This window comes from Agrobacterium deltaense RV3 (assembly GCF_900013505.1).
GTDB lineage: Bacteria > Pseudomonadota > Alphaproteobacteria > Rhizobiales > Rhizobiaceae > Agrobacterium > Agrobacterium leguminum.
In genome coordinates this window covers 2177966-2190531 of the sequence record NZ_LT009745.1, presented here as the reverse complement: position 1 = coordinate 2190531, position 12566 = coordinate 2177966, and the positions used below count along the sequence as shown (strand labels likewise).

The following is a 12566-nucleotide window of genomic DNA, read 5'->3' as shown; positions in this document are numbered from 1 at the left end:
TTGCCGCTTGCTAGGATATTCGCAGCCAGTTTACATGGCGAAACAAACCATGCCCCAACAATAAACAGATTATTAATCGGATACGGAAATGAAGTCTCTTGAACTGCTCGTCGAGCGGATCATCCTCTCCAGCCGCTGGCTGCTCGTCGTTTTTTATCTCGGGCTCGTCGCGGCACTGGCGGTTTATGCGTTTTCCTTCGCGCTCAAGTTTCTGAAAGTTGCGAAGAACGTTTTCACCTACGACGAAGCGGACATGATCCTCGCCATGCTGGGTCTGATCGATGCGGCGCTGGTCGCCAGCCTGATCGTCATGGTGATGATTTCCGGTTACGAGAACTTCGTCAGCCGCTTCGACGATGCCGATGCCGAGGTTTCCTTTCTGGGCAAGCTCGATTCCGGCAGTCTGAAAATCAAGGTCGCATCGTCGATCGTGGCGATCTCGTCGATCCACCTGCTGCAAATCTTCCTCAACGCCAGTCAATATTCGGACAGCAAGCTGATGTGGTTCACCATCATCCATCTGGCTTTTGTCGTCTCGGCGGTCATGCTTGGTTTTCTGGAAAAACTGATGGCCAAGCCGAAGGACAAATCCGAAAAGCCGGTGCTTTGATCAGGATGGTCCAGCCGATATGAAGGTCGTAACCCCGTTCTGGCCAAGCCGCATGTTTTACGCTCCGGGCGCTGCGTCCCGGCGTGTCGAGGGTGCGTGAATGGTGAAGACGGAGCGTCAGGCCAGACTTTGCGACGATCTGTCGGCTGCGGCCGACAAATCCCAATGGCTGGAGGCCCTGCGGGAAGTGATGCGCGCCTTCGGTTACGCCTATGTGACCCTTTTGCGCTTGCCCGGCGGCCAGAATGCCTATGCCTTGCCGACGGTTGTCGAAAGCAGCCTGCCCATCTGGGTCGTGAATGCGATGACCCGGGACGGCGCGCTTGGGGAGTGTCCCGTCATCAAGCGCGGCGCGTCATCGATGATGCCGCAATATTGGTCGCTGCAGGATCCGGATATTGCCTGCGGACCGCTGGTGGATGCGGCGGCCTCGCTGAGCAGCATGGGCATAACGTCCGGTCTGATGGTGCCGGTGCATGGCATGTACGGCAACCGGCATCTGATGAATTTCGCGGGCGATCGCGATATCCTGCCGCAAGCCGCGCTCAACGAGCTGGGCATGATCGTGCTGCATGCGCTGGAAGTCTATGACCGGCTTTGCCGCACCAACTCAAAAGGTCCATCGCCTTTGACGAAGCGGGAACTAGACGTCGTGCGCTGGACGGCGCAGGGAAAGACCTCCGTGGAGATCGCCGAGCTTCTGTCCATCTCGGAACATACCGTCAATGCCTATATGAACAACGCCATCCGCAAGCTCGACTGCGTCAACCGCACCCAGCTGGTGGCCAAGACCATACGCCTTGGCCTGATAGACTGATCGACCCTGCCGTTCCTGGCAGGCCTCGCCTTACCGGTCGAGAACCGAGCGAAGCTCAACGAGATTCGAGCGGACCCGCAAAACGTAAAATCCCATGGTGGCGAGGTGCGAGGGCATGATCCAGCCGCTTTCCTCACCATTGGAAATGATCGCCGGCTGGATGCGCAGGGCTGCGCGGGTCTGCAACAGCGTGTCGTTCCACAGGTTGGTCAGGTTACGCTCGCGGATGACCTGCGCGAAGTCCGATCCGGCGGCGGAAAGCACGCCGTAATAACCGTAGAGCTGGCCATAGGCGAACCAGAAGCGGTCGTCGGCACGGGTATCGAACCAGCCGCCATTATAATTTTCCGAGCGTTCGCGCAGAATTGCCGACGTGGAGCCGATATCGCCGGCGATACGGTCGATGAACTGGATGAGGTTGTCGGCGCGGGTATCGAAGACGGCCTTGCACGCGGCGAGTTCGCCGTTGAAGGCCTGGAAGCTGCGGATGGCGGCGCGGTAATAGCTGGGGGTCGGGGTCTTCGGGCCGAAGGGATCGAGACCGAAATACCAGGAATACTCGCTGAACTGCATGTTGCCGCGCGCTTCCTGGAGATTGTTGTTGATGCCGGAGGTTCCGCGCACGCGGCCGAGCGTATCCACAAGTTCCACCGAGGTGCGGCGCACGGCCTGGTTTACACCACGCTGGAAAGACGCCTTGTTGTCCAGAAACGGCGTGCTGTCCCAGTCCATGCCGAAAAGGCCGAGACGATAGAGCAGCATGGAGGAAATCCACGCGTTCTGGTTGACGTTGAAATCGGTGAGATCGGCGGCTGCGTCGACGATGGCCGAACGCTGGCAGACCGGCGCGGATGTGTTTGCGGCGGCGCCCGTTGCGCCACCCGCCGGGGCGGCGGCGGGCAATTCCTGCCCGGCAGGCACGGTGCGCTCTTCAAGCTTGTAGCGCGCGACGTAATCCGGGTCGAAATTCGTCCAGACCTGGGTTTGCCAGATGAAATATCCGTAGAAGCCGGCGAGAAGAATGACGATGAGGGCGATCGGGCCCTTGATGAGCCAGTTGCGGCCGCTGTACCAGCCGTGGGCGGCCATGAAGGGCCACAAAAGCCAGGCGACGAGAAGACCGGCGGCCCTGCCGATGGCGCTGAAGGCTGCTTGAATCAAAGCGGTGATCCGGTCGATCATGTCGTCATAGTCTCCTCTGCCCGTGGGGCTGGACGCCGGAAGAAAAACACGCGGGCCACCCGCGCCCTTCGGCGCTTCGTATAAACCGCGGTCATTTACTGTCTTCCAGATATGTCCCGGTCAACCGGGATACAACATGATTGCGAAACTTTTCTCAACCTGCGGTCCGCGCCGGCCATTATGGCTTTCCACACCGATTGTGGAGGAACAGCCGCCGCGGAACCGAAGGGATATGTCCTCAAAGGCCGAGCTTGGCGATCTCGTCGTTCAGCCGGTCGCGCGCCTTTTTCGGCAGTTTGCCGTTCTTGACGGCGTCCAGATTGGCCGGCGCGGCATCGCCGACGACAACGAGCGCGATCATGCCCATGCCCAGATGCGGTGTGCATTTGACGACGTAGGCGCCTTCCTTCTCGACCGTCAACTTCACCGTCTCGTTCATCTTGCCCTTGAAGTCTGCGACACCCTCGGGGATCATGTCCTTCACGGCTGCCGCATCATGGCCCTTGTCGACCGGGACGAAGGTAATGACGTCGCCGACGGCGGCCTTGACGGTTGCGGGCTCGAAGACCATCGCCTGACCGTCGCTGCCCTTGTTGAGCATCTTCACTTCGATTTCGGCAGCAAGGGCGGGAAAGGCGAAAAGACCTGCGAGAATGGCGAGGCCGGCGAATTTGGCAGTTCTGTTCTGCATCGTTTTGCTCCTGAGAGAAAGCACATCCACGCGAATGTGTCGCCGTCGTCTTAGCCCAGGAGCGGGGGAGTCATCTTTGCGGAAAATCAAATGCGGCAACCGGACGCAGATGTTCACTCGTCCTTGAACGTCTCCACCCAGTGGCGGCGGCAGAAGGAAACATATTTCTCGTTGCCGCCGACATCGATCTGCGCGCCTTCCGTTACGACCTTTCCTTCATTGTCGAAGCGGGCGACCATCGTCGCCTTGCGGCCGCAATGGCAGATGGTGCGGATTTCGCGAAGTTCGTCGGCAATGGCCAGCAGTTCTTTCGAGGCGGGGAAAAGCTTTCCCTGAAAATCCGTGCGCAGGCCATAGGTCATGACCGGGATGTTCAGCCTGTCGACAATGTCGGCAAGCTGCCAGACATGGTGCTCGGAGAGAAAATTGGCTTCATCGATGAAAACGCAGGCGACCGGCGCTTCGGCAGTGAGGGCCGATACCTCGGCGAACAGGTCGGTATTGTCATCGAAGGTCAGCGCGTCGGAGGACAGGCCGATGCGCGAGGCGACACGGCCGACGCCGGCCCGGTCGTCAAAGGCGGCCGTGAAGATCAGTGTGCGCATGCCGCGCTCCTGATAATTGTAGGATGCCTGCAGCAGCATGGTCGATTTGCCGGCATTCATCGTCGAATAATTGAAATAGAGTTTTGCCATTATCCACTCCCGGAGCACCGTTGCATCATTCCGACGTGCGTTTAAATGCTCCAACCTCTTCAATCGGCACACCGTGCCTCACAAACCTGTCCCGGTTTTCCAGCCGATGCTGCATCCAGCGTCTTTTGACGGCGAAGACGCGGATTGAAAAGTATGGCCGTTGGAAAAACACAGATTTCTACGGTCTGCCCTTTTTCGACATTGCACCGCTGAATACCGACATTTTCACCATTTTGTCGCAAACGGTGCGCCAAAGCACGCAAATGCGCGCGAGTTGATTGTGTCCGGCAGATATTGATAATGGCAAGGGAACGAAAAAACAGGGAGCAAGCCATATGTTTGCAAATAGAAGCCGCTGTCTGGCCCTGGCCGCAGCAATCTCCTCCATGACGTTCAGTGCGGCCGGTGCTGCGGAACCGGCAAGTTGTGGCACAGTGCGCTTTTCCGATGTGGGCTGGACCGACATCACCGCCACGACGGCGACCGCCACAGTGCTTCTGAAAAGCCTTGGCTATGAAACCGACGTCAAGCTTCTCTCCGTACCCGTTACCTACACATCCCTGAAAAACAAGGACATCGACGTCTTCCTCGGCAACTGGATGCCGACCATGGAAGGCGATATCGCGCCTTATCGCGAAGACAAATCCGTGGAGACGCTGCGGGAAAACCTGACCGGCGCGAAATACACGCTGGCGACCAACGCCAAGGGCGCCGAACTCGGCATCAAGGATTTCAAGGACATCGCCGCCCACAGCGCCGATCTCGGCGGCAAGATCTATGGTATCGAGCCGGGCAACGACGGCAACCGACTGATTCTCGACATGGTGGCCAAGGACAGTTTCGGTCTGAAGTCATTCGAGGTGGTCGAGTCGTCCGAACAGGGCATGCTCTCCCAGGTGGCGCGCGCCGAAAAATCCGGCGAGCCCATCGTCTTCCTCGGCTGGGAACCGCATCCCATGAATGCGAATTTCAAGTTGACCTATCTGACCGGCGGCGACGAGGTCTTCGGCCCCAATCTCGGCGGCGCGACGATCCATACCAATGTCCGCAAGGGTTACGTCGAGGAGTGCCCCAACGTCGGCGCCTTCCTCAAGAACCTGCAATTTTCCCTGCCCATGGAAAACGAGATCATGGGCAAGATCCTGAATGACGGCCTTGAGGGCGAGGCGGCTGCAACCGCCTGGCTGAAGGCCAATCCGACGGCGATCGAGCCCTGGCTCGCCAACGTCAAGACCAAGGACGGCAGTGCTGACGCCCTGCCTGCTGCCAAGAAGGCTCTCGGCCTCTAAGCCGCAAGACGATGCATGACTGTTTCCGGCCTGCGCGGCAGGCCGGATCAGCGGGAAATAACGATGCCCATGCATGACCTTGCCTGTGAATTTTCAGACATTGAGGGTCATGCGCCAGCACCGCGTCCGGCAGTTCCGCTGCCGGCCGTCATTTCTGCATTGGAGCAATCCCGGTGAAACGGGATGACGATGCTCTATTTCTTTGTTGTCTGCGCAATTCCGGACGCAAAACCGCTCTGCACTTTTGCCGGAATTGTTTTAGTTCACGAAAGGTCTTTTCTTACCGTGGAATGGCTCAGCGCTCCTGAAAACCGCCTGCCCGTCGGCCGATATGCCAAGGAGGCCATTGACTGGCTGACCGGCAATCTCGCTTTTTTCTTCGATTGGCTTTCCTTCATTTTCCAAAGCGTCATCAACGCCCTGCTTTATGTGCTGCAGGCGCCGCATCCGCTCATTATCGTGGCGATCCTGACGGCGCTTTCCGCCTGGACGCGCCGCTCCGTCGGCATGCCGGTCTTCACGGCGCTCGGCCTGCTGCTCATCATCAATCTGGGCTACTGGAAGGCGACGACGGAAACGCTGGCGCTCGTCATCGCCGCCAGCGCCGTGTGCATGATCATCGGCATACCGCTCGGCATATTGGCGGCGCGGCGCAAGTGGATTTATGCCGGCATGCGCCCGGTGCTGGACCTGATGCAGACCATCCCCACCTTCGTTTATCTGATCCCGGCGCTGGTGCTGTTCGGTCTCGGCATGGTTCCGGGGCTCATCGCCACCGTCATCTTCGCCATTCCGGCCCCGGTGCGGCTCACCCGCCTCGGCATCGTTTCGACGCCGCCGGCGCTGGTGGAGGCGGCCGTTGCTTTTGGCGCCACGCCTTCCCAAGTATTGCGCAAGGTGGAGCTTCCCTTCGCCGCGCCGCAGATCATGGCCGGCCTTACCCAGACGATCATGCTGTCGCTGTCGATGGTGGTCATTTCCGCCCTGGTGGGCGCCAATGGTCTGGGTGTGCCGGTGGTGCGCGCGCTCAATACCGTCAATATCGCCATGGGTTTCGAAGCGGGACTGTGCATCGTCGTACTGGCGATCGTTCTCGACCGGCTTTTCCGCCTTCCCGGCGCGGAGGATGATCTATGAGTGACGCCATCATCTTCGGAAATGTCGATATCGTTTTCGGCGACCGGCCCGATGCGGCGCTGCCGCTGATCGACAAGGGCAGCACGCGTGACGAGATCAATGCCGAAACCGGACTGGTTCTCGGCGTCGCCAATGCCTCGCTCTCGGTCAGCGAGGGCGAGATACTCGTGCTCATGGGTCTTTCCGGCTCGGGCAAGTCGACCCTGCTGAGGGCTGTCAACGGGCTTGCGCCCGTGGTGCGCGGCAATGTCGGCGTGAAGACCAAGTCCGGCTATGTCGATCCCTATCGCTCGACGGCGAAAGCGCTGCGCGACCTGCGTATGCACACGGTCTCCATGGTCTTCCAGCAATTCGGCCTTCTGCCCTGGCGCAATGTGGCCGACAATGTCGGCTTCGGGCTTGAGCTTTCCGGCGTGCCGGAAGCCGAGCGCAAGCGTATGGTGGCTGAGCAGCTGGAGCTGGTCAATCTCTCCGCCTGGGCCGACCGGAAGGTAGGAGAGCTTTCCGGCGGCATGCAGCAGCGTGTGGGGCTGGCGAGAGCCTTTGCCACCGGCGCGCCGATCCTGTTGATGGACGAGCCGTTCTCGGCTCTCGACCCTCTCATCAGAAGTCGCCTGCAGGACGAGCTTCTGGAATTCCAGAGCCGGCTGAAGAAAACTATCCTCTTCGTCAGCCACGATCTGGATGAGGCCTTCCGCATCGGCAACCGTATCGCCATGATGGAGGGCGGACGCATCATCCAGTGCGGAACGCCGCAGCAGATCGTCAAGCAGCCGGCCACGCCCTATGTCGCGGATTTCGTGCAGAACATGAACCCGATCTCCATGCTGACCGCCGCCGATGTGATGAAGCGTGGGGTGGACGAACGCAACGGGCAGATGACAGTCGCCGCCACCGCCCGCCCGTCATCGCCGCTCATCGATATTCTCGATGCGCTGTCAAAACATTCCGGCGCGATCGGCGTCGTCGACAACGGTGCGATCGTCGGCACGATTTCCGCCGATGAAGTTGTCGCGGGGCTGACACGTCACCGCAAAAAATAGTGATTCGCCTGTCTGAAAAAGAAAGGGCCCTCCATGGAGGGCCCTTTTTCTGTTTCCAGAAGATCTTTACGGCGCAAGTTATACCTTCCCACGGTAGCAAAGAATATTTTTGATATCACAAGTTATGCATGAAAATAATTACTAATAAAAATCATATTGCAAACTTAGAGAAAATTGCGCAAAGTTAATCTAGATTCTTTAGCTCGCTGCTAAATTTAAGGTGGTAATAGATTGTCACCCCAAAATCCGGCGTCGGGTGTTAAGATTGAGGTGCTCAACTTTTTATCGTTTATTGCTTATAAATACTGCCGCTAATACATGGGTTTATCATCAAATTGACAAAAAACAGGCAAAAAGCTGATAATTTGGTCACAATATTTTAAGTAAATAATCGGTGAAGAATAGTCTTTGAAGGGGACACGATATAAGCAAGATTTAGGTATATACAACGTATCGACTGAATTATAAAAACACCTTTTGGAACACCTATAATAGCCACCATGACCGTCTTTTTCGACTGTCATCAGGAGACTTGAGCGTATGGATAATCAATCTCTGTCGGAACATAGCATCGCCGCTGCAGACTTGCTCTCAGCCATGGCGAATCCCAAGCGCCTGATGATCTTGTGCACGCTGGTGGATACGGAAGTGCCGGTCGGTGTTCTCGCTTCACAGGTTGGTCTCAGCCAGTCGGCTCTCTCGCAGCATCTTTCGAAATTGCGTGCCCAGCGGCTGGTGAAGACACGACGGGATGCGCAGACCATCTATTATTCCAGCAATTCCGAATCCGTGAAAAAAATCCTCGCATCCCTCGAGGAAATTTACTGCCAGGCGCAGAAGAGCAGCAAGACCGCTGCATGAGCCCACGGCCCTGTTAAGGCCCGGCAGCATCACTCGATTGAAACCGGCGCACGACGCCGGTTTTTCTTTTCAGCGGCCTTCGCTGCGGGCGCATCCGGCACAAGAATCGGGGGCTGCGTATTGGAGCGCTTTTCAGGCCGGCGCGGCAAGCTGTATCTGCTGCTTGAGACGGCTTGCCGCAGCCGCATATCCGCCGTCGGCACCGTCCACGAAATGCATATGGTCTCGCGAAAGCGGAGACGGAACGATACAGGTCATCAATGCGGCATCCTGTTCGTGCAGGCCGTAATAACAGCTTCCCGAGAGGCGGCCCTGTTCCAGCCGCGCGCGGATTTTTTCGAGGCGTGCGGCGTCGATATCCACCGTCATCTTCAGGCCGTCGTCGAATTTCCGGAAATCGGTGTTGCTCGCGACCGAACGCCGGTAGCGTATCGCATTGAACGGTCCGAACGAGAGCCCCGTCACACTCAAGAGATTGACGAGCAGGGACTCGCCGAGAACGCGAAACGAGCGGCGCATCTTGCCCCAGACATCGCGATAGGCAGCGCCGGCCCGGGCTTCGAGGCCGAGACCCTCGCGCACAAAACCGAGTTTCGGCCCATCTTCGGGCACGGGGTGGCCGTGTCTTGCGTCCTGTTCGGCGAGATCGACAAGATCTACGACGAGTTGGCGAAATGCCGGCATGTCCCGCGACGCCCCCGGCACGGCGATGATCGACACCACCTTGCCATGGGTGGCCGGAATGGGGTTCCAGCGGCATGAAAGGCCGGTGAGATCGGGGCGTTCGCCCTTTTCGGCTGCCGGCAGGGCATATTGCCCCTCCTTCATTCGCGCTTCCGCCCAGCTGTTGCCGCCGCCCGAAAACATGGCGTAGGAAACGTCCTCGCTCGCCTGAAAGCGGGCGACACGAATGTCGAAGCCATTTTCACGAATATCCTCGACGGGAACCAGCGCCACGCGCATGGCAAGATCGAGATCGTCTTTCACCCAGCGCTGTACATTCGAAAGCGCGGTGCGTGCGACAGACAGCCCGTGCGGCGGCACCGCGACGGCAGCGCCATCGCCGCCGAAAACGAAGGGCAGGTCGTGACGGCCGAGACTGTTCGATACGCCCGATATGACCGCCGCACCCGCCATGTTGACGGCCTTGTAGCGGCCGGTGCCGATTGCCGAGGTCGAATCGATGATATCGGCGATGGCCAGCCCCCATCCCGGCGGCAGGGCGCGATAAAGCGCCGGGTCGGCCACGTCTTCAAAATGCCGGAAGACGGGCAGGCCCGTCAGAAATTCTTCATCTGCTGCGATCATGGCGTATTATCCTCCAGCGGCGGCCAAACGCCAAGCGTTTACGGAAGGTCGATGCGTCCATTCACACGGCGCAATCGTAGCCGATCCGGCGAATGATTTACCGCTAATAGAGCTAATCCAGCAAAGTGACTTGCATAAATCATCAAACCTTCCGTATGAGTTGAGTGGAAGGCTCGGAATTCAAAAATGGAACGAGTTTTCGCCGGGAGGCGTCCGATAGTTTCATTCGGTCGGCGCCCCATGGCGCTCACCGGGTCCCGCGACCCCCTTTAAGGAGACACCAGGATGAAACTGAAGACATTGACCAGCGTGACGCTTGCAGCGTCCTTCGCATTCGCACCCCTTGCTCATGCCGAAATCGTCATCGGCCTGATTGCGCCGCTCACCGGTCCTGTCGCCGCCTATGGCGACCAGGTGAAGAACGGCGCCCAGACGGCAGTCAATGAAATCAACAAGAAGGGCGGCATCCTCGGCGAACAGGTCGTGCTGAAGCTTGCCGATGACGGCGGTGAGCCGAAGCAGGGCGTTTCCGCAGCCAACCAGCTGGTTGCCGAAGGCATCCACTTCGTCGTCGGTCCGGTGACGTCCGGCGTCGCCATTCCGGCATCGGATGTCTTTGCCGAAAACGGCGTGCTGATGGTGACGCCGACGGCGACCGCGCCGGGCCTGACCAACCGTGGCCTTGCCAACGTTTTCCGCACCTGCGGTCGTGACGACCAGCAGGCCGAGGTTGCGGCGAAATATGTTCTCGCCAACCTCAAGGACAAGAAGATCGCCATCATTCACGACAAGGGCGCTTACGGCAAAGGTCTGGCGGACGCCTTCAAGACCACGCTGAATGCCGGTGGCGTGACCGAAGTTCTCTACGATGCGCTGACGCCCGGCGAAAAGGATCTCGGCGCGCTGACGGCCCGTCTGAAGTCCGACAATGCCGACATCGTCTATTTCGGCGGTTACCACCCGGAAGCGGGTCTTCTGGTGCGCCAGTTGAAGGATATCGGCTCCAAGGCTGCCGTCATCGGCGGTGACGGCCTGTCGAACAGCGAGTTCTGGAACATCGGTTCGCAGGCTGGCGAAGGCACGATCTTCACTAACGCTTCCGACGCGCTGAAGAACGACGATTCCAAGGCCGCTGCCGAAGCGCTGAAGGCCGCCAACATTCCGGCGGAAGCCTTCACGCTCAATGCTTACGCTGCCGTGGAAGTGCTGAAGGCCGGCATCGAGAAGGCTGGAAGCGCCAAGGATTCCGAAGCGGTTGCCACGGCCCTGAAAAGCGGTGACGCTTTCCCGACCGCAATCGGCAAGGTGACCTACGGCGAAAACGGCGACCTGACCTCGCAGGCCTTCTCGCTGTTCAAGTGGCAGGACGGCAAGATCGTCGCAGCCGAATAAGCTGATCCTACCGGCCGCACCCTGTGCGGCCGGTATCGTTTTACGGCCGGAAAAGGGGTTGAGGCAGCATGGGCGATGCCGGGAAGCGGACTGTTGAAGACATCGGCTTCGGGCGGATATTCCCGATCGTCAGAATTTTCGACGAGGCCAAGGCGCGGGAGTTTTATGTCGATTTTCTCGGTTTCGAGGTCGACTGGGAACATCGCTTCGGCGCTAATTTCCCGCTTTACATGCAGGTTTCACGGGCCGGGATGGGGCTTCACCTCAGCGGCCATCACGGCGATGCGACGCCGGGCTCCAACATCTTCGCCACGATGCACGGTGTTCACGCCTATCAACAGGAACTGGCGGCGAAAGACTATCGCTTCATGAAGCCGGGCGTTGAAGAGCTGCCCTGGGGCGATGTGATGGAAGTGACCGATCCGTTCGGCAACCGCATTCGTTTCTGCGAGCAGAAAAGCGAAGAGTGATGTTTTGGGCCTGAGCGCAAGGCCCTTGACCTTGTTCTCCGTTTGAACGATAGAACGCGCAAACAGCGAACCGCGCGCACGGAGACCCCGTGCGCGCGGTTCGTGCGTTTTGGCAATCGGTCATGCAATTCGTTCGCATCCGCACGGGGGCAAAAATGAACAGTGAAGGCAATACGCTGGTCCGGAAGCTCGCATTCTGGAGCATTCCGCTTTCTTTCGGCGTGCTGGGCCTCAAGCTCGTGGCCTGGTGGGTCACGGGCTCGGTCGCGCTTTTATCGGACGGTCTGGAATCGACCGTCAACGTGGTCGCGGCCTTCATCGCCTATTTTGTCATTCGTTATGCGCAGAAGCCCGCCGATGACGACCACCAGTTCGGCCACCACAAGGCGGAATATATATCCGCCGTCGTGGAGGGAGTGCTGATCGTCGTTGCCGCGCTTCTGATCGTGCAGGAGGCCTGGGGCGGTCTTTTCAACCCGAGGCTGCCGGAAGCACCGGCCCTTGGTCTTGCCATCAATGCGGCGGCGGGCGTCATCAACGCCATATGGGCGACGATCCTGATCCGTGTCGGCAAAAGACACGCCTCACCGGCACTGGCCGCGGACGGCCATCACATCATGTCCGACGTCGTGACCTCGGCAGGCGTTCTCGTCGGTCTCGTTCTTGCGCTTTTGACGGGTTATGCCATTCTCGATCCGCTGCTCGCCATTCTGGTGGCCATCAACATCCTGTTCCAGGGATCCAAGGTCATTCTGCATTCGCTTGGCGGGCTGATGGACCGGGCCGTGGAACCGGAAGAAGACGAGGCGATCAAGAAGGCCATCGCCGAACATTGCGGCGGCGTCATTGGCGTACACGATCTGAGGACACGCCGCGCCGGCTCGGCCGCCTTCATCGATTTTCACGTCGTGGTCCCTGCTGTCATGACGGTGCGCGAGGCGCATGATATTTGCGACCGCCTTGAAGATGCCATAAGGGACGTCATACCGGGCGCCAGCCTTGCCATTCACGTCGAGCCGGAAGGCGAAAAGGCGCATGGCGTCAAAGTGATTGTTTGAAAAACAGGAGTTT

Annotated in this window: 14 protein-coding genes; 10 read left to right on the top strand and 4 right to left on the bottom strand. The window is 58.9% G+C overall.

Annotated features, from left to right (window positions below):
• The first annotated feature begins 88 nt into the window (after window positions 1-88).
• Window positions 89-610: a TIGR00645 family protein gene (locus tag AGR7B_RS11070; protein WP_003524933.1), complete on the top strand. Its 522-nt coding sequence runs from the start codon at window positions 89-91 to the stop codon at window positions 608-610.
• A gap of 100 nt (window positions 611-710) precedes the next feature.
• Window positions 711-1427, top strand: coding sequence for a helix-turn-helix transcriptional regulator (locus AGR7B_RS11065; RefSeq protein WP_065655674.1), 717 nt, complete (start codon window positions 711-713; stop codon window positions 1425-1427).
• A 30-nt stretch (window positions 1428-1457) separates the two neighbouring features.
• On the opposite strand, the gene AGR7B_RS11060 is transcribed toward AGR7B_RS11065, so the two are convergent.
• From AGR7B_RS11060 to AGR7B_RS11050, 3 genes are all read right to left on the bottom strand, one after another.
• Complete coding sequence (locus tag AGR7B_RS11060; protein ID WP_078051758.1) at window positions 1458-2609, bottom strand: DUF2333 family protein; 1152 nt, start codon at window positions 2607-2609, stop codon at window positions 1458-1460.
• A 238-nt stretch (window positions 2610-2847) separates the two neighbouring features.
• On the bottom strand, window positions 2848-3300 hold the full coding sequence (locus tag AGR7B_RS11055; RefSeq protein WP_003524080.1) for a pseudoazurin: 453 nt from the start codon (window positions 3298-3300) through the stop codon (window positions 2848-2850).
• A gap of 113 nt (window positions 3301-3413) precedes the next feature.
• Window positions 3414-3995 carry a thymidine kinase gene (locus AGR7B_RS11050; RefSeq protein ID WP_080856642.1) on the bottom strand — a complete coding sequence of 194 codons (582 nt, stop codon included), beginning with the start codon at window positions 3993-3995 and terminating at the stop codon, window positions 3414-3416.
• A 20-nt stretch (window positions 3996-4015) separates the two neighbouring features.
• Between AGR7B_RS11050 and AGR7B_RS25870 the strand changes: the two genes are divergently transcribed.
• The 5 genes from AGR7B_RS25870 (at window position 4016) to AGR7B_RS11025 (ending at window position 8325) form a co-directional block, all read left to right on the top strand.
• Window positions 4016-4273 (top strand): hypothetical protein, encoded by a 258-nt coding sequence (locus AGR7B_RS25870; protein WP_139102971.1) that lies wholly within the window; start codon window positions 4016-4018, stop codon window positions 4271-4273.
• A gap of 108 nt (window positions 4274-4381) precedes the next feature.
• Window positions 4382-5284, top strand: coding sequence for a choline ABC transporter substrate-binding protein (locus AGR7B_RS11045; protein ID WP_371259706.1), 903 nt, complete (start codon window positions 4382-4384; stop codon window positions 5282-5284).
• A gap of 285 nt (window positions 5285-5569) precedes the next feature.
• Complete coding sequence (gene choW / locus AGR7B_RS11040; protein ID WP_080857067.1) at window positions 5570-6421, top strand: choline ABC transporter permease subunit; 852 nt, start codon at window positions 5570-5572, stop codon at window positions 6419-6421.
• Window positions 6418-7464, top strand: coding sequence for a choline ABC transporter ATP-binding protein (choV, locus tag AGR7B_RS11035; protein ID WP_035260963.1), 1047 nt, complete (start codon window positions 6418-6420; stop codon window positions 7462-7464). The genes choW and choV overlap by 4 nt, the downstream gene beginning before the upstream one ends.
• 540 nt (window positions 7465-8004) lie before the next feature.
• Entirely contained in the window at window positions 8005-8325 is a 321-nt protein-coding gene (locus AGR7B_RS11025) for an ArsR/SmtB family transcription factor (RefSeq protein ID WP_003524068.1), read from the top strand.
• Between the two features lie 132 nt (window positions 8326-8457).
• Here AGR7B_RS11025 and AGR7B_RS11020 read toward each other — a convergent pair whose 3' ends face one another.
• Window positions 8458-9633: a DUF3095 domain-containing protein gene (locus tag AGR7B_RS11020; protein WP_080856641.1), complete on the bottom strand. Its 1176-nt coding sequence runs from the start codon at window positions 9631-9633 to the stop codon at window positions 8458-8460.
• A 285-nt stretch (window positions 9634-9918) separates the two neighbouring features.
• Here AGR7B_RS11020 and AGR7B_RS11015 point away from each other — a divergent pair, with 285 nt between their 5' ends.
• The 3 genes from AGR7B_RS11015 to AGR7B_RS11005 all read left to right on the top strand — a co-directional run bounded on the left by AGR7B_RS11015 (window position 9919) and on the right by AGR7B_RS11005 (window position 12553).
• Entirely contained in the window at window positions 9919-11025 is a 1107-nt protein-coding gene (locus AGR7B_RS11015; protein WP_065655678.1) for a branched-chain amino acid ABC transporter substrate-binding protein, read from the top strand.
• Window positions 11026-11093: 68 nt separating this feature from the next.
• Window positions 11094-11495 (top strand): glyoxalase superfamily protein, encoded by a 402-nt coding sequence (locus AGR7B_RS11010; RefSeq protein ID WP_080856640.1) that lies wholly within the window; start codon window positions 11094-11096, stop codon window positions 11493-11495.
• Window positions 11496-11650: 155 nt separating this feature from the next.
• Window positions 11651-12553 carry a cation diffusion facilitator family transporter gene (locus AGR7B_RS11005; protein ID WP_080857066.1) on the top strand — a complete coding sequence of 301 codons (903 nt, stop codon included), beginning with the start codon at window positions 11651-11653 and terminating at the stop codon, window positions 12551-12553.
• Window positions 12554-12566 lie beyond the last annotated feature (13 nt).